The following is a 19,065-nucleotide window of genomic DNA, read 5'->3' on the forward strand; positions in this document are numbered from 1 at the left end:
GAAGCGGTTTGTTCGCCTATTGAACGAATGGGCGAATTATGACATGCCTTTAACCGGCAGCAAGCACTATTTTGCAGGACTATCCGAGCCCATGCCCAAGCTGAAACGGAACGAGACTGACGAGCGGGCGACGGATTTCGTCGAGGCCCTCGACCGCGGGCTGCGCCTCCTGCAGTGCTTCGGCACCAATGCCGGCCCGATGACGCTGAGCGATCTCGCCCGCGCTGCCGCTCTGCCGCGTGCGACGGCGCGGCGCATGCTGTTCACGCTGCAGCGTGCCGGTTTCGTCAGCGGCGACGGCAAGCTGTTCTCGCTGACGCCGCACGTGCTGACGCTGGCTGCGTCCTATTTGCGATCCAGCCAGCTCGTCACGGTGCTGCAACCGGTGCTCGATCGCGTTGCGACGGCGGCGAATGAAATCTCCTCGCTGGCCGTGCTCGACGGCGACGAGGTCGTGTTCATCGCCCGCAGCAGCCCGACACGCCTGTTCTCCGGCGGGCTCGAGATCGGCTACCGCCTGCCTTCCTTCTGCACCTCGGTCGGCCGCGCCATGCTCGGCCAGCTCGACGACGCCGATCTCGCCGCGCGTCTGAAGACGATGAAGCGGGAGGCCTTGACGCCGCAGACGATGACTGACCCGAAGGTGCTGCTCGCGCGCATTGCTGCCGACCGCGCCCAGGGCTATGCCCTGGTCGATCGCGAGGCCGAGCCGCATTTCCGCTCGATCTCGGTCCCCGTTCGCCGCTACGACGGCATCATCGTCGCCGCCATCAACATGGGCGCCCATGTCGACCGCGTGCCGGCGCAGGAGCTGATCGACCGTTTCCTGCCGTTGCTGCGGGACGGCACGGAGGCGGTGCGTTCGCAGCTTCTATAGCTGCTCCCGCCGCCTCGAAATGGGTGCTATAATAGTCGCGAACACAAGAGAACAGGGAGGACACCATGAACCACACCATGGTTCCCAGTGATCGCGTGGAGCACGTCGCCGTCTACGGACGCGACGGCACGAAGCTCGGCACGATCGAGCGACTGATGCTCGACAAGATGAGCGGAACGGTCGCCTACGCCGTCATCAAGACCGGCGGGCTGCTCGGCACCCATCACCACTATCCGCTGCAGTGGAGCGCGCTGAAATACGATCCAAGGCGCCAGGCCTTCCAGACCGAGCTGACGCTGGAGGAGCTCAGCAGCGGCCCGTGCGAGTTCGATGGCGATGCGTTCGACTGGGGCGACCGCTCGCGGCCGTACCCGCATCCGCATTACTGGTCGATCTAGCCGGGAAACGGCCGGCCAGCTCGCATTCTCGGCGCGGACGCGGCTGGCTCAAGCGGCGGCCGATGGTTGTCCGACGCGAGCGCCCGCTATCCGGCGAGCGGCTGCTCGCCGACCTTGGGCCAATAGGTGCCGAAGCTCCAGAGCCCGCCCTCCGGATCGCGTGCGGCGAAATCGCGGCTGCCATAATCGGTCGTGTAGGGCTCCATCTCGATCTGCGCACCGGCGGCTTTCACCTTTTGATAGAGCGCGTCGGGATCATCGACAGCCAGATAGACGGCGTCCGTCCGCCGGGCGTCGATGTCGCCAATCAGTTTGGCGTAGGCGTCGTCGCGATGCGCGCCCAGCATGAGGATCGACGATCCGAACGCCAGTTCGGCGTGAACGACCGTGCCGTCCTTTCGGTACACCACCCGTTCGGCAAAGCCGAGAACGTTCTTCAGCCAGGCGATCATCGCCTCCGCATCCTTGCAGCGCATGGTGTGGTAGAGGCGGGGCGCTTCGTAAACGTTTTGGTTCATGGCACTCTCCAAGCTCGTTGCGAGACGTCCAACGTAAGTCCTTTTGAGAGGCCGACCTTAGTTCGGATCACGGCGGCCGGCTTGAACAAATGGGACTTGCCCGAGGCTGGCGCTGTTTCGGCGCTAGCCTCCGCCGTCGCGCGTCAGGCGTAGATCGACGGCATCGAGCCGGGCGGCCCATCTGGTCGGCGTCTCTCCGCTGAACATCCGGAAATCGCGAGCAAGATGTGCCTGGTCGGCATAGCCGGCCTCCGCGGCGATGGCCGCCCAGCCGCCTGCGCGATTCGTTCGGGCCAGGGCGCAAGCTCGATGAAAGCGCAGCATCTGGGCCAGCACCTTTGGCGGAACGCCGATCTCGTGGTGGAAGCGGCGCGTGAGATGCTTGCGGCTCCAGCCGATCTCGGAGGCCATGTCGGCGATCCTGACCGCGCCCGCGCCTTGCCAGAGCGTGTCCAGCGCGAAAGCGACCTCAGGGGAGGGCTCGTGTACGGCGCGGCGAAGCACGAAGTCTTCCACGATCTCGAATCGTCGCTGCCAGCCGGCCGCCTCAGTGACCCTGGCGCGGAGGTCCCTACCGAGTGATCCCAGAATGTCGTCGAGGCCGACGATCCGCGCGGTGAGATCGGGCACGGCTCCTCCGAAGAAGCGATACGCCCCGAGCGGGGTGAAATCGACCTGAATGCATTCGGCGCGCCCGTCGGATTCGATCACGACCGGCCCAGGAAAGAGACCCGCCGCGAAACTCGGCCGCGCATCGGCGGTGTCCGGTTGGTGTCCGAGCGCAATGCGGAAGGGCGTTCCCAAATTCACCAGCAGAGGCAGTGTAAGCGGCGCAGCGTGGCGGAAGGCGGCCAAGCCGATGCCGCGCTCGCGGTAGAACGAAATACTCGAGATCAGCCGCGCAAGGCGCGGCGAGGCGGGTCGACGGATGACATCGGGAGGTGCGTCCATCACGCGCTAACGCTCCGTCGCTTCGCGCTCCATGCGAATGGTGTCAGGGAGCGTGTCGGTCATGCCTGGAGCTTAGCAGGCGATCGCCGCGGAACTCAAATGACCCGGTGCGTGGCACGCCGTCGAATTGCGCCGAAGCGCAACCGCCCTGTCACGGCCGGTTGCGCATCCAGTCGGCGAGGCCGGACAGCGCCTTGTCGAGATCCTGGCGTGCGGCCGCGTCTGCCACTGTCTCCTCCAGCGCGCCGCGCATGCAGAGCATCCACGCGTCTCGCTCGGCATCTCCAATGGAAAAGCCGAAATGGCGCTGGCGCAGCCGCGGATGGCCTTTCTCGGGGGTATAGAGCCGCGGGCCGCCGGTCCATTCGGTGAGATAGCGCTTCAGCACGTCCCTGATCTCGCCGAGGTCGTCCGCATGCATGGCGCGGATGATCCTCGCTTCCGGCAGCGAGTCCATGCGGTCGTAGAAGCGCTCGACGAGGGCGTCGATCGTGGCACGGCCGCCGATCCGCTCGAACATGGAGATTGCAGTGGTGGTGTCGTTCATTCTCTACAGCGCCACGCTGCGCAGCCCGAAGCTGCGCGCTTCGTTCTGCAGCACCGGCCGTACGGCATCGATCAGCCGCGCGGCGGCTGCATCGACCGACAGCCCGGCGGTATCCACCACCGCGGTTGCGCGCGAATACAACGGCTCGCGGCTGAGCAGGATGTTGCGCAGCTCCGTCATCGCCGAGCGATCATCGGCCATCGGGCGCAGATCGCCCTGGCGGCGCACGCGCGCCATGTGCTCCTCGGGCTCGGCCTTCAGCCAGATCGTGTAGAACGAGCTCAGGACCTGGTCGAAGGTCAAAGGCTCCGAGACGATGCCGCCGCCGGTCGCCAGCACCATCAGCTCGTTGCGCGCGAGCAGCTGTTGCAGCGCCGCCTGCTCCATGCGGCGAAAGCCTTCCTGGCCGTAGAGCGCGATGATCTCGGCGACCGAGAGCCCGTTCTGCTGCTCGACCTCCTTGTTGAGCTCGACAAAACTCCAGCCGATCTTCTTCGCCAGCATCCGCCCAAGTGTCGACTTGCCGGCGCCGCGCAGGCCGATCAGCGCGATGCCGCAGAATGGCGCGCGCCGGGGCGCGGAGGCGCTGCCCCCAGTGAGCAGATCTTTTGCTTGCGCAATCTGGCTGGGGGTCGCCTTGCGCAAGAGGTCGCGGAACATCTGCCAGTCCGGGGTCGGATCGGCGCTGGGCAGCAAATCTTCGAGATGGGCGCCCATCGCGTCGGAGACGCGGCGCAGCAGCACGATCGAGACATTGCCCTTGCCGCTCTCGAGCTGCGCGATGTAGCGCTCCGAAATCCCTGACACCTTGGCGAGCACCTTGCGCGACATGCCGCGCAGCGCGCGCATGGTGCGCACACGCTGGCCGAGCTGTTCGAGGAAGCGGGATTCGGCGTCGGGACTTTCGGTCATGAGCCTTCTTTACAGGGGTCCTGCGGCGCGTTTTAATGAAACATAGTGCCTGCTGCCATTGACAGCAAGCCGCCGTGGTGTCTTTCTATGAATTATAATTCTAAATTCGGGGGAGATGTCCGTGAGCGAGGGATCCTACAACGCGGTGACCTGGCTGCTCGACCGTAATGTTGAGGAGGGCAGGGGCGGCAAGCTCGCCTTCGACGACACCGTCTCGCGGCTCACCTACGGCGAGCTCCAGCAACGGACACGGCGCGCCGCCAACATGCTGCGCCGGCTCGGCGTCCGCCGCGAGGAGCGCGTGGCGATGATCATGCTGGACACGGTCGATTTTCCGATCGTGTTCCTGGGCGCGATCCGCGCCGGCATCGTGCCGGTGCCGCTCAACACGCTGCTGACCGCGGACCAATACGCCTACATCCTCGCCGACTGCCGCGCACGCGTGCTGTTCGTGTCCGAAGCGCTCTATCCTGTCATCAAAGACGTCGTCGGCCGCATGCCGGATCTCGAGCATGTCGTGGTCTCCGGCGCCAAGCAGAACGGCCACAAGCAGCTTGCCGAAGAGCTCGCCGGCGAGAGCGACCAGTTCAGCACCGCCCCGACGCATCCGGACGAGCCGGCGTTCTGGCTCTATTCGTCGGGGTCGACGGGCATGCCGAAGGGCGTGCGCCATCTTCATTCCAATTTGCAGGCGACCGCCGACACCTACGCCAAGCAGGTGCTCGGCATTCGCGAGAGCGATGTGTGTCTCTCCGCGGCGAAATTGTTCTTCGCCTATGGCCTCGGCAATGCGCTGACCTTCCCGATGTCGGTCGGCGCCAGCGTGATCCTCAACAGCGAGCGGCCGACGCCGGCGCGCATGTTCGACCTGATGAACCGCTACAATCCCTCGATCTTCTACGGCGTGCCGACCTTGTTCGCGGCGATGCTCAACGACGAGACCATGAAGAGCGAGCGCGGCGGCAAGGCCTTGCGCATCTGCACTTCCGCCGGCGAGGCGCTTCCGGAATCCGTCGGCCACAGCTGGAAGGCACGCTTCGGTGTCGACATTCTCGATGGCGTCGGTTCGACCGAGCTGCTGCACATTTTTCTCTCGAACGCGCCCGGCGACATCAAATACGGCTCGTCCGGCAAGCCGGTGCCCGGTTACGCGGTGCGGCTCGTCAACGAGGCCGGGCAGGACGTCGCCGACGGCGAGGTCGGCGAACTCCTGGTCGATGCGCCCTCGGCCGGCGAGGGCTACTGGAACCAGCGCCACAAGAGCCGCCGCACCTTCGAGGGGCCATGGACGCGCACTGGCGACAAATACATCCGTGACGCGGATGGCCGCTACACCTTCTGCGGTCGCGCCGACGACATGTTCAAGGTCTCCGGCATCTGGGTCTCGCCGTTCGAAGTGGAGAGCGCGCTGATCACGCATCCGGCGGTGCTGGAAGCTGCCGTCGTGCCCGAGGCCGATCCGGAAGGACTCCTAAAGCCCAAAGCCTTCGTCGTGCTGCGCCCGGGCGCCAAGACGACGGATTTGCAGGAGATGCTCAAGGAGCACGTCAAGCAGAAGATCGGCCCCTGGAAATATCCGCGCTGGATCGATGTGGTGGACTCGCTGCCGAAGACAGCGACGGGCAAGATCCAGCGATTCAAGCTTCGGGAGGGGGCGCATTGATGGTGCAGGCGGCGGACTCGCTTGCTCACCCTCCCCCTCCAGGGGAGGGTGGGCATCTCGGTATTGGCTAGGAATGGGAATTCGACCATGACGCAACTCACCCCCACCGGCTTCCTCAGCATCGGCGGCGCCAGCCTCGAATACAAATGGCTCGCGCCGCCTTCCGCCGACGCCCCAACCATCGTCATGCTGCATGAAGGCCTCGGCTGCATCGGGCTCTGGGGCGACTTCCCTGAGAAGCTGCAGCAGGCCACCGGCGCGGGCATCTTCGCCTATTCGCGCGCTGGCTACGGCCAGTCCAGCCCGGTCGCGCTGCCGCGGCCGCTCGACTACATGCATCGCGAGGCGCTGGAGGTGCTGCCGAAGCTGCTCGACATGATCGGCTTCAAGCGTGGCCTCCTGCTCGGCCATTCCGACGGCGCCTCGATCGCCACCATCTATGCCGGGGCGCATCAGGATCATCGCCTCAACGGCCTCGTCCTGATCGCGCCGCACTTCATCGTCGAGGACATCTCGATCAAGTCGATTGCCGCGATCAAGACGACGTTCGAGACCACGGATCTCAGGGCGAAGCTCGCGCGCTGGCACAAGGACGTCGACAACGCCTTCGCGGGGTGGAACGGCGCCTGGCTCGATCCGAAATTCCGCGATTGGGATATTTCCGAATACCTCGCCTACATCCGCGTGCCCGTCCTGATCGTGCAGGGCGTCGTTGATCAATATGGGACCCTGCGCCAGGCCGAGATCGCCCAGGAGGAATGTTACTGCCCGGTCGACCTGAAAATCATTGCCGGCGCAGGGCATTCCCCGCATCGCGAGGCCCCGTCGCCCACCCTCGATGCCATCACGCAGTTCGCCAGGGCCGCCTTGCGCGACGATCCAGGGCTTCAGGCCGCGTGAGGCGTCTGCGCGTCTGGATGAAGCAAAGTGCATGTAATCCCGAGATTCGGGCTGGACTTACCTGATAAGATGCACTATTGTGCATCTAACGCTCCAAAACGCATAAGCAAGCTCAAGGGTGGCTCATGGCCGGGGAAGATCGGCGCCTCGCAGGCGGCGCGACATTCATCGATTTCCAGACCGAACCGTCCCGCTACAAGCATTGGAAGCTCGCGGTCGACGGCGACGTCGCGACGTTGACCATGGACGTCGACGAGAATGGCGGCCTGTTTGAGGGCTACCAGCTCAAGCTCAATTCCTACGATCTCGGCGTCGACATTGAGCTCGCCGACGCGATCCAGCGCCTGCGCTTCGAGCATCCGCAAGTGAAGGTCGTGGTGCTGCGCTCGGCCAAGAACCGCGTGTTCTGCGCCGGCGCCAACATCCGCATGCTCGCGGGCTCCACCCATGCCCACAAGGTGAACTTCTGCAAGTTCACCAACGAGACCCGCAACGGCATGGAAGATTCGTCGGAGAATTCCGGCCAGCGCTTCATCACGGTCGTGAACGGCTCCGCCGCCGGCGGCGGCTATGAGCTGGCGCTCGCCACCGATCACATCATCCTCGCCGACGACGGCTCGTCTGCCGTGGCGCTGCCCGAAGTGCCGCTGCTCGCGGTGCTGCCGGGCACCGGCGGCCTCACCCGCGTCGTCGACAAGCGCAAGGTGCGGCGCGACCACGCCGATGTCTTCTGCACCATCGAGGAAGGTGTCAAGGGCAAGCGCGCCGTGCAATGGCGCCTCGTCGACGAGATCGCGCCGAACTCCAAGCTCGAGGCCAGGATCGCCGAGCGCGCCAAGGAGTTTGCGGCGGCCTCGACGCGCAAGGGCAACGGGAAAGGGATCGCGCTGACGCCGCTTAGGCGTCTGATCGACCAAAACAGCCTCCGCTACGGCTTCGTTACCGTCGACATCGATCGCACCGCCCGCATCGCCACCATCTCGATCAAGGCGCCGGAGACCGCGCCGCCCGCCGACATCGACGGCATGATGGCGCAAGGCGCCTCGTTCTGGCCGCTGCAAGTGGCGCGCGAGCTTGACGATGCCATCCTGCATCTGCGCATCAACGAGCTCGAGATCGCGATGCTCGTCTTCAAGAGCCATGGCGACCGCGCCCATGTGCTGGCTTGCGATGCTTTCCTCGAAGCCAACAAGGCGCATTGGCTGGTTAACGAGATCAGGCATTACTGGAAGCGCGTGCTCAAGCGCATCGACGTCACCTCGCGCACGCTGGTGACGCTGGTCGAGCCCGGCTCCTGCTTTGCCGGCACGCTCGCCGAGCTCGTGTTCGCCGCCGATCGCTCCTACATGCTGATCGGCACGCGCCAGGGCGACAATCGCCCGCCGCCGTCGATCGAGCTGTCCGCCATGAACTTCGGCCCGTATCCGATGAGCCATGGCCTGACCCGGCTGCAATCGCGCTTCCAGGCCGATCCGTCCGACCTGGAGCGCGCGGAAGCAACGCTCGGCACCAGCCTCGACGCCGAGCAGGCCGAAGAGCTCGGCCTCGTCACCTTCGCGCTCGACGACATCGACTGGGACGATGAGGTCCGCGTATTCCTCGAGGAGCGCGCCAGCTTCTCGCCCGACAGCCTCACCGGCATGGAAGCGAGCCTGCGCTTCGTCGGCCCCGAGACGATGGAATCGAAGATCTTCGCGCGCCTCACCGCCTGGCAGAACTGGATCTTCCAGCGCCCGAACGCGGTCGGCGAGGAAGGCGCGCTGCGCCGCTACGGCAGCGGCCAGAAACCGAAATTCGATATGACGCGGGTGTAACGACGATCGTGTCCCGGGCGCGGCGCAGCACGAAGTGATGCGACGCAGAACCGGGACCCAGAAGGACGAGACAGCGGGTCCCGGCTCAGCAGCGCACCGCTTCGCGTTGCGCAGCGTCCGGGACAAGAAACAAGGAGCACGGCCATGAACATGAACATCATGAACGTCGACTACTCGACCAAGATTCCGAACAACGTCAACCTCGCCGAAGATCGCCAGGTGCTGAAAGCGCTGGAGGGCTGGCATCCCGGCTACATGGACTGGTGGAGCGACATGGGGCCGGACGGCTTCCAGGAATCGCTGGTCTACTTGCGCACCGCCTATTCCGTCGATCCGCGCGGCTGGGCCAAGTTCGACTACGTCCGCATGCCCGAATATCGCTGGGGCATCCTGCTTGCGCCCCAGGAAGAAAATCGCGTCGTGCCGTTCGGCGAGCATTATGGCGAGCCGGCGTGGCAGGAAGTCCCGGGCGAGCATCGCGCCATGCTGCGCCGCCTGATCGTGATCCAGGGCGACACCGAGCCGGCCTCGGTCGAGCAGCAGCGCCATCTCGGCAAGACCGCGCCCTCGCTCTACGACATGCGCAATCTGTTCCAGGTCAATGTCGAGGAAGGCCGTCACCTCTGGGCGATGGTCTATCTGCTGCAGAAATATTTCGGCCGCGACGGCCGCGAGGAAGCGGATGATTTGCTGCGCCGCCGCTCCGGCGACGCCGACGCGCCGCGCATGCTGGGCGCCTTCAACGAGGCGACGCCGGACTGGCTGTCCTTCTTCATGTTCACCTATTTCACCGACCGCGACGGCAAGATGCAGCTGCACTCGCTCGCGCAGTCCGGCTTCGATCCCCTGTCGCGCACCTGCCGTTTCATGCTGACCGAGGAAGCGCACCACATGTTCGTCGGCGAGACCGGCATCACCCGCGTCGTGCAGCGCACCTGCGAGGCGATGAGGGCGGCCGGCATCACCGATCCCACCGACATCGCGAAAGTCCGCGCGCTCGGCGTGATCGATCTTCCGACCATCCAGAAGAAGCTCAACCTGCACTACACGCTCTCGCTCGATCTGTTCGGCTCGGAAGTCTCGACCAACGCGGCCAACGCCTTCAACGCCGGCATCAAGGGCCGCTATCACGAGACCCAGATCGACGACGATCACCAGCTCAAGAACTCGACCTATCCGGTGCTCAAGCTGATCAACGGCGAGATCAAGCTGGTGGACGAGCCCGCGCTGACCGCGCTCAACATGCGCTTGCGCGACGATTACAGCCAGGATTGCGTCAAGGGCATGCTGCGCTGGAACAAGGTGATCTCGACCGCGGGCTACGACTTCAAGCTGACGCTGCCCAATGTCGCCTTCCACCGCCACATCGGCGAGTTCAAGGACGTGCACGCCACGCCCGACGGCATCCTGATCGACGACGCCACCTGGGCCAAGCGCAAGGACGAGTGGCTGCCGTCGGCCAGCGACGGCGACTTCATCACCTCCCTGATGCAGCCCGTCACCGAGATCGGCCAGTTCGCCTCCTGGATCTCGCCGCCCAAGGTCGGCATCGACAACAAGCCCGGCGATTTCGAATACGTGAAGATCGAATCGTAAGGCTACGACGCAGCTCCACACTCATTGTCGTTCCGGACAAGCAAAGGCCTGGCAACGCATCGCGTTGCCAGGCCTTTGCGCAGGTCCGGGAGCCATAGCCGCAGGAAGGGGTCCGGCGAGGGTTCGGAGTGGGATGACGTCCGGTTTCGGAAAATGGAGCGGACGTACCCGAAAGCTGCGAGAACGTCGGATTGTGACCCAAAGCCGAAGTTGGATTTGCCGATCGGTATCTCTGTTATCCCCTAGACGCGCGTCCTCGGCACCAGCGGAGCGGGCGACGCTCCGCTGGTGCCGTTCGCTTACGCGGCGCGCACGTAGCCGTAACGCAAGTTCGAGGGTTGCTTCGCCGCCTGTGTGTACTCGTTCTTGAGCGCCGCGAGGCGGTCCTCGGAATAGGCAGGCATCCCGGTGTTGTCGGCCGCCTTCAGCTTGATCTTGTAGAACCTGGTTGCGTTGCCGGCGAAGATCTGCTGCTTGGTGGCGCTATTGGCGTCGCCGAGCGGCGCAAAGGCGTACTTCTTTTGCATGTCCTCCGGAATTTCGAGCCGGCGCAGCGCCTCGATCTGCCACTGCGGTGAGCCGTACCAGACCGAGTCGGTGCCCCACATCACGTGGTCGACGCCCATGCCCTTGATCAGCGTGCCGACCAGCGCGGCGCAGAACTTCGGATGCGCCACCGCCGAGTTGGCAAAAGAAGTGCCAAGCTCGGCATAGACGTTGGTGACGCCGAACTTCTGCGGGATTTCCGCGAGATCGGTAGCCCATTGGATGCGGCCCGTCTGCTCGAACTCTGCCCATGCCTTGTCCGGCAGCTCAAGGAAAGGTCGTAGCGCCGAGTGGTAGATCACGAAGTTCATCTGTGGCCAATCCTTGGCGGCTTTTCCGATGTCCCAGGCCGTTGCGTATTCCCACACCCCGGCAAAAGACTTCTCGTAGTCGGGCGGCAGCAGCCCCTTGTGGACGCACAGCGTGTTGATGCCCGCCTTCACCGCTTTCTCGTAGAACGGATACATCAGCTGTTCGTCGTCGAGCCGCCATGGGAATTTGGAGGGCGCCAGCGGGTCGCCGATCGTGTAAGACTTCCAGGAATCGGGCTTATAGACTGCGATGGCCTTATCGACCTCGTCCATCCACCCGGGTTGTTTCGGGGTGATGACGCTGTGCGCCAAGAGGCGCCGCGAGCCGGCGAAGTCGTTGATCAGCTCGCGCGCCTTGACGATCTGCTCGTTGGACAGGAGCCACCAGCTCGGGTCGTCGAACGGCGCGCCGCTCAGGAGCGCCATGTTGGTATCGCTATCGTAGTAGATCTCTTTCACGTAGTTCTGGAACTTGTAGCGAGCGAGGGAGGAGACGCCTTCGTCCTTCATCTTCGGGTTCCAGTGCTGGCTTGCGAACTCGCCTAGGCCCAAGAGCTCCTTGTGGTCGAAGTCGTCGCGCACGAAATGGGTCTGGACGTCGAAGATGAACTGGTCGGCGAGGCTTTGCGCCCGGGCCAGCATCAGCTCTGGTTCGCGGGCTTCGGCGGACGCAACCTGGAAGACATTGCCGTAGATGTCGTTCATGGCGAGGAACGCTGCCGCCATGCCGCAGCTCGTGTGCAGGAACTGCCTGCGGCTCAAGCCGAGGTGTTTGCCGTTCACGTCGGCGAGCTCGTTGATCCGAGCCTCGACCTTCTTTTGCGTAGCGCTCTGCGGGGGCGGGAGATACTCGCCGTTGGAAACAATCTGGGTTGGAATCGGCAGTGCCGCCGATGCCACCTCCGCGCCCGCGACAAGACGCTGTTCTCGCTCACTAAGCCAGGTGCTCATTGTTCTCCTCCCGCTTGTTGACCTTCGACAGTGCAGGATGGCGCGCATGAGGCTGCGCGTTTGGGTCATGCCACATCAGTTAGGTGGACCTGACTGCGCATGCCTCTCCTGTTCACTAACCATCGCACACGCCACACGCCGAGGCGGCTGTTCATCACTTCATCCTGTGAAAGCTCAGGCATATTCGAAAACGATTTGCGGTAGCTTCACATCGTCGTTGAGTGAATGCTCAAACCTCCATTGGTGCAAGCGATGTAATCCGACAGTCGCACTGTCCCAACGCGCATCATTCTTTCATCTGATTGTCTTCAGAGGCGAAGTTTATTTATTGGCATAAAGGCTCGTTGCTCAAATGGACTGCGTCGGCCCATGGCCCTTGCCGATTATTTCCAAATATTTGTTGGCAGGTCGGGCATCAGAGGGAAACCGGACCTAGCCGAACCGCGGCTTCATCGACGCGAATGGCCCGAGGCTGCCTAGCCTGATGCTCACCCAAGCGCGGCTGTCGAGAGTAGACCGGAAGGGGCTCGCAACGGTGTCGACCGCCGATTTTGGGCCCAAACCCGAAGTGATAACCAGCATTGAGCGGGCAGTGGCCTATGTTCTTGCCTTTCAGTTCTTTGCACCGTCGGATACTTCCGAGAATAAGGCATGCCGGGCGACAGCCAGTCTCGATCCAGGCGAGCGGCATTGTCGATAGCCGCCACAATATTTGCCTGTAGGAAAGGCAGAAGCGGCATAGCAATCCGGTTGCACTAGGCCGACCTTCCCGTAGACCAGAGGATAGCGTTAGTAAGGATTTTCTGGCAGCGCGGATCCTGCCAGACCGACGCCTCGTGGCCAAGCGCCGAATAGAATACTCGCCCGCCACCGTAAAATCGTTTCTTGGCGAGCGGCCAACCATAGAAGCGTTGATGCACACCGGCCTTATTGAGGTCCACCGAACTCTGGTCGAGGCGCAGGAGCACGCGTGATCCACGATAGTCGAAGTCGCTGATCTGGTAGATTTCATCGTTCAACTGCAACGAATTCCCCAGAAACGCCACCAGTGGATCTGCAACATCAGCCACCTCGATGGTCACACTCTGATGCCAGGGATGACCGTTGAAGTAGCCGCCGATCAGATCGAGATAGTCTGGCCAAGTGTAGAATGTGTCCGTGGCCGAGTGAACGCCGAGAAAGCCACGGCCCGAGCGCACAAAGTTGAGAAGTGCTATCTTTTGGGCGCCGCTCATCGGAATTTCACCGCTTGTGTAGAACATCACAGCGGCGTACCGCTCGAGGTTTCCGGTCGAAAATTCAGACAAGTCTTCCGTTGCAATGACTTCGAAGGCACCGGAAATCCTTCCAAGCTGCGTCAGGATTGCTTCGGAAAGTGGTATGACATCGTGCCGATAGCCGGCCGAGTATGTGAAATAGAGGACACGTTCTGGCGGGCGCTCTGCACGCGCGCCGAGCGGTCGGATTTGCCGCCGCGCTGTTGACGAGTGCGATGAACTCGCGTCGCGTCACAATCCTCTCCCGATGCTTAACCGGCCAGAAAAAGCTTAACACATGTCAGCGCGCCGCGCGACCTGCGACGCCGCCCTACGCCCGCGGTTCAATTTGATAGCCTCGACTTGGCAATGTCGCTTAATGGCCCGAATGCGAAGTCTAAGCGGATCGCCAAACAGCCTGCTTATCGGAGGAGACCAGAACGGCGATGCCTCCGCAAGCACTAGCCTCTGCGTTCGCAGCCGGTAGTTCATGGGCGTGCGACAAGCAACGGCAGCACGTTTGCGCCGCCCGCCATGAGCGGATTCGACGGCTCGAAATGTCCCCGCAATTCTCGCTTCCGGACGAGTGAGCGCGCACCGAGAAACGCCTCCTTCAGGCTAATGGCATTCCGGAGCGCGCGATTGAAAAAAGCGTCGCCAAAATAAGTCCACTTGGCCTTGTCCTGGCAGCCGAACGATGGATGCTTGGCATCGGCCGCGGTGATGACCAGCACATCGGGGTTTGCCAGACGCGGGATAAAAATCCCAGAATAACAAGCCGAGATGACCACCACCTTGTGTCGCACACCTGTCTTCGCGAGCATGTCGCGGAGCCGAGATGGCGTGAGCGTTTCTGTGAGCCGCCCCGCCTTGATTGCAAGGCCATCAGGAGAGCCATGCGAGGTGAGAATCAAAAAGAGAACACCTTTCTCTGCGTCCAAGCGGTTGGCTGCCGTCTGCAACGACTTGGTCAGAGCTTCGATTGTTGCACTTCCGCCATTCTTGGAATTGTACTCCACGATAATCGGGCCAGTCTCGAAACGGCTGGCCACGACCCGAGCCGCACCGATCGCCTCGGATCTAAACACGCCTTGATCGCCGTACAGTCCAAAGGACACCACGCCAACCTTTCTGGCGTCCTCAACAGCACCTACCGGCGCAACCGCCGGCCAGATGGTCAGAAAAAAAGCGACGAGCGGGGCGCCGAGCCGCCTGATCGAGGACCTGGAGGTCATCGCGAACCTCGTTTCGAGATCGCCGCTACAGTACTGCGGTTCAACATAAAATAGCGGAAAGCCAGCGCGCGCATGGGTCGGGATATGGCCCGGAGCCGAAGGTCCCTTGGGCGTTGGCGGCTTCCGTTGTGGGGCGTAGAGGACGCTGCGGAGGTCAGCCACGGGTGGACGGTTGCCGCGCGATTGCAAGCCTTTAGCTGATAATCTGCTTGACCTTGATGCCGCGCAAGGTCTCGATGCAGTCAGCTACCAAATGCAAGAGCTCTTGCCGCTTTATGCTTTTCACCTGACGACCTTCCATATTGATGAGAATGTATCTCGCCATGTCGTAGGCGACTTCAAACTGCGATTTTCCGGTAACCTCGACATCGATTCTTTCAGTCATTTCGCTCCCCGCTAGTTGTAATTGGAAAGCAGAAGCCTATTGGAAAGCGCGTGGCCAAGTCGAGTCTGTCTTCCTTTGCGGTTACATCATATCGGCCTGAACGTCCGCTGGCGCCGCAACCTCGAACGGTAAGGTGGTTCGCGGTTCAACGTATGGAACTCTACCCATTTCTTGGGCATATCGTTTGACGTGCTAGAGCTAAGTTAGTGGGTATTGCAGCTTGGTCCAGTGACGGAGTGGTGGGGATTATGCCGATAAACAAGATGCCGGATTATCCCTCGTATATTGGCTATTGGCTTCTTTGGCTGGCTGCGGGTTTCGTCGTTTGGCTCTTTAGCATTGCGCTATTCTGGTCTGGACACTGGATCATTGGCGTTATCGCTATTCTCGCGACCATCGCTCTCTACTTCCGTCACGGAATGGCAATCGCAAAGCAGCGGGAACGATGGCTGCGGTTTTCGTACGGCGCCCGCTATCGGCGGTATTTTCTCCGAGCGCGTTTCGGCACGGCTTCTCTGTTTCGAAGTCGCAATGTGAGCTGATCCGGCGCAACTCAGACTTCCGCTTCTGGCCCTAAGCCGAGCTCGCTTGAAGACGTGTCATGTAGGCTCTCAGAGGCAGACCGGACGCCGATTCAGTTTGGCGTCTACCGCCGCTTGTGACCCAGAGCGAAAACTCGGTCGTTCGGTCAGTGCGGTGTCCCTGAGGGAGTGGACGGGCCAGTTGCCGGCATGGTCCCATCATGCCTAAAATGCAAGATGTTCGGAGCAGGTGGTGACGCAATGAGCGATGACCGTTGGTACTACTTCCTGTCTATTGAAAAGGACTTTTTGCGCACCATCGACTTTGTCGAACTTCACCCAGATAACGGTACGGCATTTTCGAACGAGTATGCAAAACTTCTGTTGTTGATCGGTAGCGAAGTCGACGTAATTGCGAAGATGCTCTGTAACCGAGAGGCTGCTGGTCAGAACGCCAGCAACATCATCCACTATCAGGCCATCCTCACGGCGCGGTTCGCCGGTCTACACCAGATTGGGATCGACATCCCGAGATACAGGCGAAAAGTTCAACCGTGGCTGAGCTGGGACCCGGCCAACCCGATACCGCCCATCTGGTGGACCGCTCACAACAAGGTCAAGCATGAGCGCGACACCAACTTCTGGCGAGCCAATCAGCAGAACACACTTGAAGCGATCTGCGGGCTGCTTGCTCTCCTACTGTATTGGTTCAAAGATGAAGGACATCTTCAACCATATCCAGAGCTGCTGAATTTCGGATTTCCTGAGTTTCTTGTGAGTCATGGAGGCCAGAAGCCTCCTGGCGCATGAACAAACGCCTCCCTGAGAGGAGCGGACGGCGAGTGAACGTCGGCTATTGGCCCTTAGCCGAGCAAAGTTGACCCGTTACGATGTCGGGTGTCGGCGGCAGAACGGAAGCTGCGCCGCGCTTGCCCTGACCGCTGCTTGTGCCCCGAAGGAGACCACGTCGTGTTCGCGAGCGAGCGTTGATCAATCAGCACAACCCGATATATAGCAGCAGCCAGTCGGCGGATGAAGAGATGTCATGAACAGCCAGGAATTCGTTGAAGCCATCAAGCGCTATGTGGGGGATGCCGCAATAGAAGATACAGTAGCCCTCCTGAATAACCCTCCGGGCAGAAACGTGCCACGCGAACAGCGCATGCGCTCGGAATGGTACAAAAGCCTGCGAGCGGGAGACGCCGATAACGTCAATGGCGTAATTGCGATAGCAGTCCATCAAACGCTGTTCGGGCTTTTGGCGGTGCTCGACGGCGTGCGATCCGTCGACAATGAAGGGGGACGCTTCGAGCTAACCTATGTTGGTTCGACGCGGGTTGTGCTCAATGATCAGCAGGCCATAAGTCTACACGATCTCTTAAACGCCTCGAATTGATATCTGCTCGGCGTGCCACGAGTATCGTTTACTTCCTCGTATCGGTCAGGGGCAAAGTCCGCTTCTGGCCCTCAGCGGACACGCACATCTGTACCGCCAATGCACGTTTTCGAGCGGAAAGCGGACGTCGCTGTGCCTGCATCGCTGCCGACGGATTTTGAGCACGCGCGCCCAGCTCGACAAGTGTTTTGCCCGACGTGTCAACCGCATGTCGGCCGCAATTGTCGTCACCCGTGCCGCTCGAAAAATCCCTTATTGATCAAGGTGCCTTCTACTGTGCATGGGGTTGTTTTCGACCTTTTTCGTTCGAGGCCCCCCGATCAATCGCTGTCCCAGCCGCTACCCTTGATCCCCGCATTCGCGTAGACAATGCCGCCATCGACGGCGATGGTCGCGCCGACCACGTAATCGCCGGCGCGCGAGGCGAGATAGATCGCGGCGCCCGCCATGTCCTCGTCGGTGCCGATGCGGCCCGCGGGCACGCGCGTTGCGACCTCGTCGCCGTGGTCGCGCGCGGCGCGGTTCATGTCGGATTTGAACGGGCCCGGCGCGATCGCGGTGACCACGACATGGTCGGGGATCAGCTTCACCGCCATGCGCCTCGTCAGATGGATCAGCCCGGCCTTGCTCGCGGCGTAGGAATAGGTCTCCATCGGATTGACGAAGATGCCGTCGATCGAGGCGATGTTGATCACTTTCGCCGGGCGCTCTGCGCTCGCCGCCGCACGCAACGGACCGGCCAGCGCCTTGGTCAGGAAAAACGGCGCCTTGACGTTGAGGTTCATCACCTTGTCCCAGCCGCTCTCCGGGAATTCGTCGAACTCGGCGCCCCAGGCCGCGCCCGCATTGTTGACCAGGATGTCGAGCCTGGGCTCCAGCTTGATGATCTCGCCGGCGAGCCTGTTGCAGCCTTCGATGCTCGAGATGTCGATCGGCAGCGCGATGCATTCGCCGTCATATTGCGCGCTGAGCTCCTTGGCGGTCTCCTCGCATGGTCCGGCCTTGCGCGCGGTGATGTAGACCTTTGCCGCGCCGGCGCTGAGAAATCCCGCCGCGATCATCTTGCCGATGCCGCGCGAGCCGCCGGTCACCAGCGCGACGCGGCCTTTGAGCGAGAACAGATCGTTGAACATGCGTTCCTCCCTTGGTTGCCGCTGGTTGTGGTCGGAGCGGGGAGGGGAGTCAAGGAAGGCGCGCTTGTCCTCGACGACTGCGGAGAATGCAGCAGCTACGCCGCCGCGATGCGGCGGAAACCGTTCCACATCGCGGTCGCGGCGCCCGAGGTCAGCACCGGCAGGATCCGCGCGTCCTGATAATTGCCGTTGAGCGAGACGCGGGGCAGCGCCGTCATCTGGCCGGCGTTCTCCGCGAACAGCATGCCGGGCCGCGTCGTCACCGCGGTCTTGAAACCGGCGGACGCGGCAAGGGCGAATTCGCGCGCGCCCGCGGCGTCGCGGTCGCCATAGGGATAGGCGAGGTGCAGCACGGGGCGCTCCAGCGCCTGCTCGATCCGCGCGCGGCTTGCGGCCATCTCCTGCGCGGCGATGTCTTCCGCCTGCTTGGCGAGGTTGCAATGGCTGACACTGTGTGCGCCGATCGTGACCAGCGGATCGGCGGCAAAGGACTTGAGCTCGGCCCAGGACAGGCAGAGGCTGCGGCACAAAGCTTCCATGTCGACGCCGTAAGTCCTGCACAGTGCCCCGATCTCGCGCGCAAGATCGTGCTCGCCAGGCAGCGCACGCAGCCAGTCGTGCAGGCGGTCGAACGCCGCCTGCTTCGCCGCTAGCGTGCTCGCATCGAGCCGCAGGGCGGAATTGCCGATCTGCACCTCGATCTGCTCGGTCTTGGCGATCACGGCCTCCAGCGCCGTCCACCACAATCGCCCGGTGCCGTCGGCAAAATCGCTCGCGACATAGACCGCCAGCGGCGCGTCAAATTCGCGCAGCACCGGCAGAGCATAATCGAGATTGTCGCGGTAGCCGTCGTCGAGGGTGAAGGCGGCGAAGCGGCGGTCGAACCGGCCCTGCACCAGCCGCTCATGCAGCTCGTCCATGCTGACGATGTCGATGTCGCGCGAGCGCAAATGGCACAGCGTGGCGCGCAGGAAGTCGGGGGTGACCTCGAGATGCCGGTTCGGCTGGAACGCGGCCTCGCGCGCCGGCCGCACGTGGTGCAGCATGAAAATGGCGCCGACGCCTGACAAAAGCGGGCGCAACAGGTGGTGGGCCCCGCTGAAATAGAGTGCTCCCAGCCCGGCGCGGATGACGTTGTTACGCAGTTGTTTCATG

General features: G+C 62.5%; 18 protein-coding genes. 8 read left to right on the forward strand and 10 right to left on the reverse strand.

All coding sequences use genetic code 11. The features are described 5' to 3' along the window. Positions 1-91: 91 nt before the first annotated feature. A complete protein-coding gene (locus HZZ16_RS14560; protein WP_197949131.1) occupies positions 92-877 on the forward strand; it encodes an IclR family transcriptional regulator domain-containing protein in 786 nt (261 codons plus the stop codon). A gap of 65 nt (positions 878-942) precedes the next feature. Then, positions 943-1,275, forward strand: coding sequence for a PRC-barrel domain-containing protein (locus HZZ16_RS14565; protein ID WP_197949132.1), 333 nt, complete (start codon positions 943-945; stop codon positions 1,273-1,275). Between the two features lie 86 nt (positions 1,276-1,361). On the opposite strand, the gene HZZ16_RS14570 is transcribed toward HZZ16_RS14565, so the two are convergent. From HZZ16_RS14570 to HZZ16_RS14585, 4 genes are all read right to left on the reverse strand, one after another. After that, entirely contained in the window at positions 1,362-1,793 is a 432-nt protein-coding gene (locus tag HZZ16_RS14570) for a VOC family protein (protein ID WP_197949133.1), read from the reverse strand. Positions 1,794-1,916: 123 nt separating this feature from the next. Further along, entirely contained in the window at positions 1,917-2,744 is an 828-nt protein-coding gene (locus HZZ16_RS14575; RefSeq protein ID WP_197949279.1) for a helix-turn-helix domain-containing protein, read from the reverse strand. A gap of 151 nt (positions 2,745-2,895) precedes the next feature. Continuing rightward, positions 2,896-3,291 carry a group II truncated hemoglobin gene (locus HZZ16_RS14580; protein ID WP_197949134.1) on the reverse strand — a complete coding sequence of 132 codons (396 nt, stop codon included), beginning with the start codon at positions 3,289-3,291 and terminating at the stop codon, positions 2,896-2,898. 3 nt (positions 3,292-3,294) lie between these two features. Continuing rightward, positions 3,295-4,203, reverse strand: a complete 909-nt coding sequence (locus tag HZZ16_RS14585) for a helix-turn-helix transcriptional regulator (protein ID WP_197949135.1) — start codon at positions 4,201-4,203, stop codon at positions 3,295-3,297. A gap of 121 nt (positions 4,204-4,324) precedes the next feature. Here HZZ16_RS14585 and HZZ16_RS14590 point away from each other — a divergent pair, with 121 nt between their 5' ends. The 4 genes from HZZ16_RS14590 to boxB all read left to right on the forward strand — a co-directional run bounded on the left by HZZ16_RS14590 (position 4,325) and on the right by boxB (position 10,176). Next, positions 4,325-5,866, forward strand: coding sequence for a benzoate-CoA ligase family protein (locus HZZ16_RS14590; RefSeq protein WP_197949136.1), 1,542 nt, complete (start codon positions 4,325-4,327; stop codon positions 5,864-5,866). 87 nt (positions 5,867-5,953) lie between these two features. After that, on the forward strand, positions 5,954-6,766 hold the full coding sequence (locus HZZ16_RS14595) for an alpha/beta fold hydrolase (RefSeq protein ID WP_197949137.1): 813 nt from the start codon (positions 5,954-5,956) through the stop codon (positions 6,764-6,766). A gap of 125 nt (positions 6,767-6,891) precedes the next feature. Next, the gene (boxC, locus tag HZZ16_RS14600; protein WP_197949138.1) at positions 6,892-8,580 is read left to right on the forward strand and encodes a 2,3-epoxybenzoyl-CoA dihydrolase; all 1,689 of its coding nucleotides are present in this window, start codon (positions 6,892-6,894) and stop codon (positions 8,578-8,580) included. Positions 8,581-8,724: 144 nt separating this feature from the next. Then, complete coding sequence (gene boxB / locus HZZ16_RS14605) at positions 8,725-10,176, forward strand: benzoyl-CoA 2,3-epoxidase subunit BoxB (protein ID WP_197949139.1); 1,452 nt, start codon at positions 8,725-8,727, stop codon at positions 10,174-10,176. A gap of 299 nt (positions 10,177-10,475) precedes the next feature. Here the strand turns inward: boxB and HZZ16_RS14610 are convergent, their stop codons facing one another. The 4 genes from HZZ16_RS14610 to HZZ16_RS14625 all read right to left on the reverse strand — a co-directional run bounded on the left by HZZ16_RS14610 (position 10,476) and on the right by HZZ16_RS14625 (position 14,860). After that, positions 10,476-11,984, reverse strand: coding sequence for an amidohydrolase family protein (locus tag HZZ16_RS14610; protein WP_197949140.1), 1,509 nt, complete (start codon positions 11,982-11,984; stop codon positions 10,476-10,478). 755 nt (positions 11,985-12,739) lie between these two features. Continuing rightward, positions 12,740-13,450, reverse strand: coding sequence for a ThuA domain-containing protein (locus HZZ16_RS14615; protein ID WP_311974139.1), 711 nt, complete (start codon positions 13,448-13,450; stop codon positions 12,740-12,742). Positions 13,451-13,728: 278 nt separating this feature from the next. After that, entirely contained in the window at positions 13,729-14,475 is a 747-nt protein-coding gene (locus tag HZZ16_RS14620; RefSeq protein ID WP_197949141.1) for a C13 family peptidase, read from the reverse strand. 193 nt (positions 14,476-14,668) lie between these two features. Then, on the reverse strand, positions 14,669-14,860 hold the full coding sequence (locus tag HZZ16_RS14625) for a hypothetical protein (RefSeq protein WP_197949142.1): 192 nt from the start codon (positions 14,858-14,860) through the stop codon (positions 14,669-14,671). 782 nt (positions 14,861-15,642) lie between these two features. Between HZZ16_RS14625 and HZZ16_RS14630 the strand changes: the two genes are divergently transcribed. Both HZZ16_RS14630 and HZZ16_RS14635 read left to right on the forward strand, forming a co-directional pair. Then, entirely contained in the window at positions 15,643-16,191 is a 549-nt protein-coding gene (locus HZZ16_RS14630) for a hypothetical protein (RefSeq protein WP_197949143.1), read from the forward strand. 235 nt (positions 16,192-16,426) lie between these two features. Next, a complete protein-coding gene (locus HZZ16_RS14635) occupies positions 16,427-16,777 on the forward strand; it encodes a hypothetical protein (protein ID WP_197949144.1) in 351 nt (116 codons plus the stop codon). A gap of 320 nt (positions 16,778-17,097) precedes the next feature. Here the strand turns inward: HZZ16_RS14635 and HZZ16_RS14640 are convergent, their stop codons facing one another. Both HZZ16_RS14640 and HZZ16_RS14645 read right to left on the reverse strand, forming a co-directional pair. Further along, positions 17,098-17,910 carry an SDR family oxidoreductase gene (locus HZZ16_RS14640; RefSeq protein ID WP_197949145.1) on the reverse strand — a complete coding sequence of 271 codons (813 nt, stop codon included), beginning with the start codon at positions 17,908-17,910 and terminating at the stop codon, positions 17,098-17,100. Between the two features lie 95 nt (positions 17,911-18,005). Beyond that, positions 18,006-19,064, reverse strand: a complete 1,059-nt coding sequence (locus HZZ16_RS14645) for a polysaccharide deacetylase family protein (protein ID WP_197949146.1) — start codon at positions 19,062-19,064, stop codon at positions 18,006-18,008. Position 19,065 lies beyond the last annotated feature (1 nt).

The sequence above is a fragment of the Bradyrhizobium glycinis genome (genome assembly GCF_016031655.1).
Classification (GTDB): Bacteria; Pseudomonadota; Alphaproteobacteria; order Rhizobiales; family Xanthobacteraceae; genus Bradyrhizobium; species Bradyrhizobium glycinis.

Excerpts from the sequence above, each read along its gene's own strand:
- HZZ16_RS14560 (WP_197949131.1), top strand. The coding sequence starts at position 92 with ATGCCCAAGCTGAAACGGAACGAGACTGACGAGCGGGCGACGGATTTC.
- HZZ16_RS14565 (WP_197949132.1), top strand. The coding sequence starts at position 943 with ATGAACCACACCATGGTTCCCAGTGATCGCGTGGAGCACGTCGCCGTC.
- HZZ16_RS14570 (WP_197949133.1), bottom strand. The coding sequence starts at position 1,793 with ATGAACCAAAACGTTTACGAAGCGCCCCGCCTCTACCACACCATGCGC.
- HZZ16_RS14575 (WP_197949279.1), bottom strand. The coding sequence starts at position 2,744 with ATGGACGCACCTCCCGATGTCATCCGTCGACCCGCCTCGCCGCGCCTT.
- HZZ16_RS14580 (WP_197949134.1), bottom strand. The coding sequence starts at position 3,291 with ATGAACGACACCACCACTGCAATCTCCATGTTCGAGCGGATCGGCGGC.
- HZZ16_RS14585 (WP_197949135.1), bottom strand. The coding sequence starts at position 4,203 with ATGACCGAAAGTCCCGACGCCGAATCCCGCTTCCTCGAACAGCTCGGC.
- HZZ16_RS14595 (WP_197949137.1), top strand. The coding sequence starts at position 5,954 with ATGACGCAACTCACCCCCACCGGCTTCCTCAGCATCGGCGGCGCCAGC.
- boxC (WP_197949138.1), top strand. The coding sequence starts at position 6,892 with ATGGCCGGGGAAGATCGGCGCCTCGCAGGCGGCGCGACATTCATCGAT.
- boxB (WP_197949139.1), top strand. The coding sequence starts at position 8,725 with ATGAACATGAACATCATGAACGTCGACTACTCGACCAAGATTCCGAAC.
- HZZ16_RS14610 (WP_197949140.1), bottom strand. The coding sequence starts at position 11,984 with ATGAGCACCTGGCTTAGTGAGCGAGAACAGCGTCTTGTCGCGGGCGCG.
- HZZ16_RS14620 (WP_197949141.1), bottom strand. The coding sequence starts at position 14,475 with ATGACCTCCAGGTCCTCGATCAGGCGGCTCGGCGCCCCGCTCGTCGCT.
- HZZ16_RS14625 (WP_197949142.1), bottom strand. The coding sequence starts at position 14,860 with ATGACTGAAAGAATCGATGTCGAGGTTACCGGAAAATCGCAGTTTGAA.
- HZZ16_RS14630 (WP_197949143.1), top strand. The coding sequence starts at position 15,643 with ATGAGCGATGACCGTTGGTACTACTTCCTGTCTATTGAAAAGGACTTT.
- HZZ16_RS14635 (WP_197949144.1), top strand. The coding sequence starts at position 16,427 with ATGAACAGCCAGGAATTCGTTGAAGCCATCAAGCGCTATGTGGGGGAT.
- HZZ16_RS14640 (WP_197949145.1), bottom strand. The coding sequence starts at position 17,910 with ATGTTCAACGATCTGTTCTCGCTCAAAGGCCGCGTCGCGCTGGTGACC.
- HZZ16_RS14645 (WP_197949146.1), bottom strand. The coding sequence starts at position 19,064 with ATGAAACAACTGCGTAACAACGTCATCCGCGCCGGGCTGGGAGCACTC.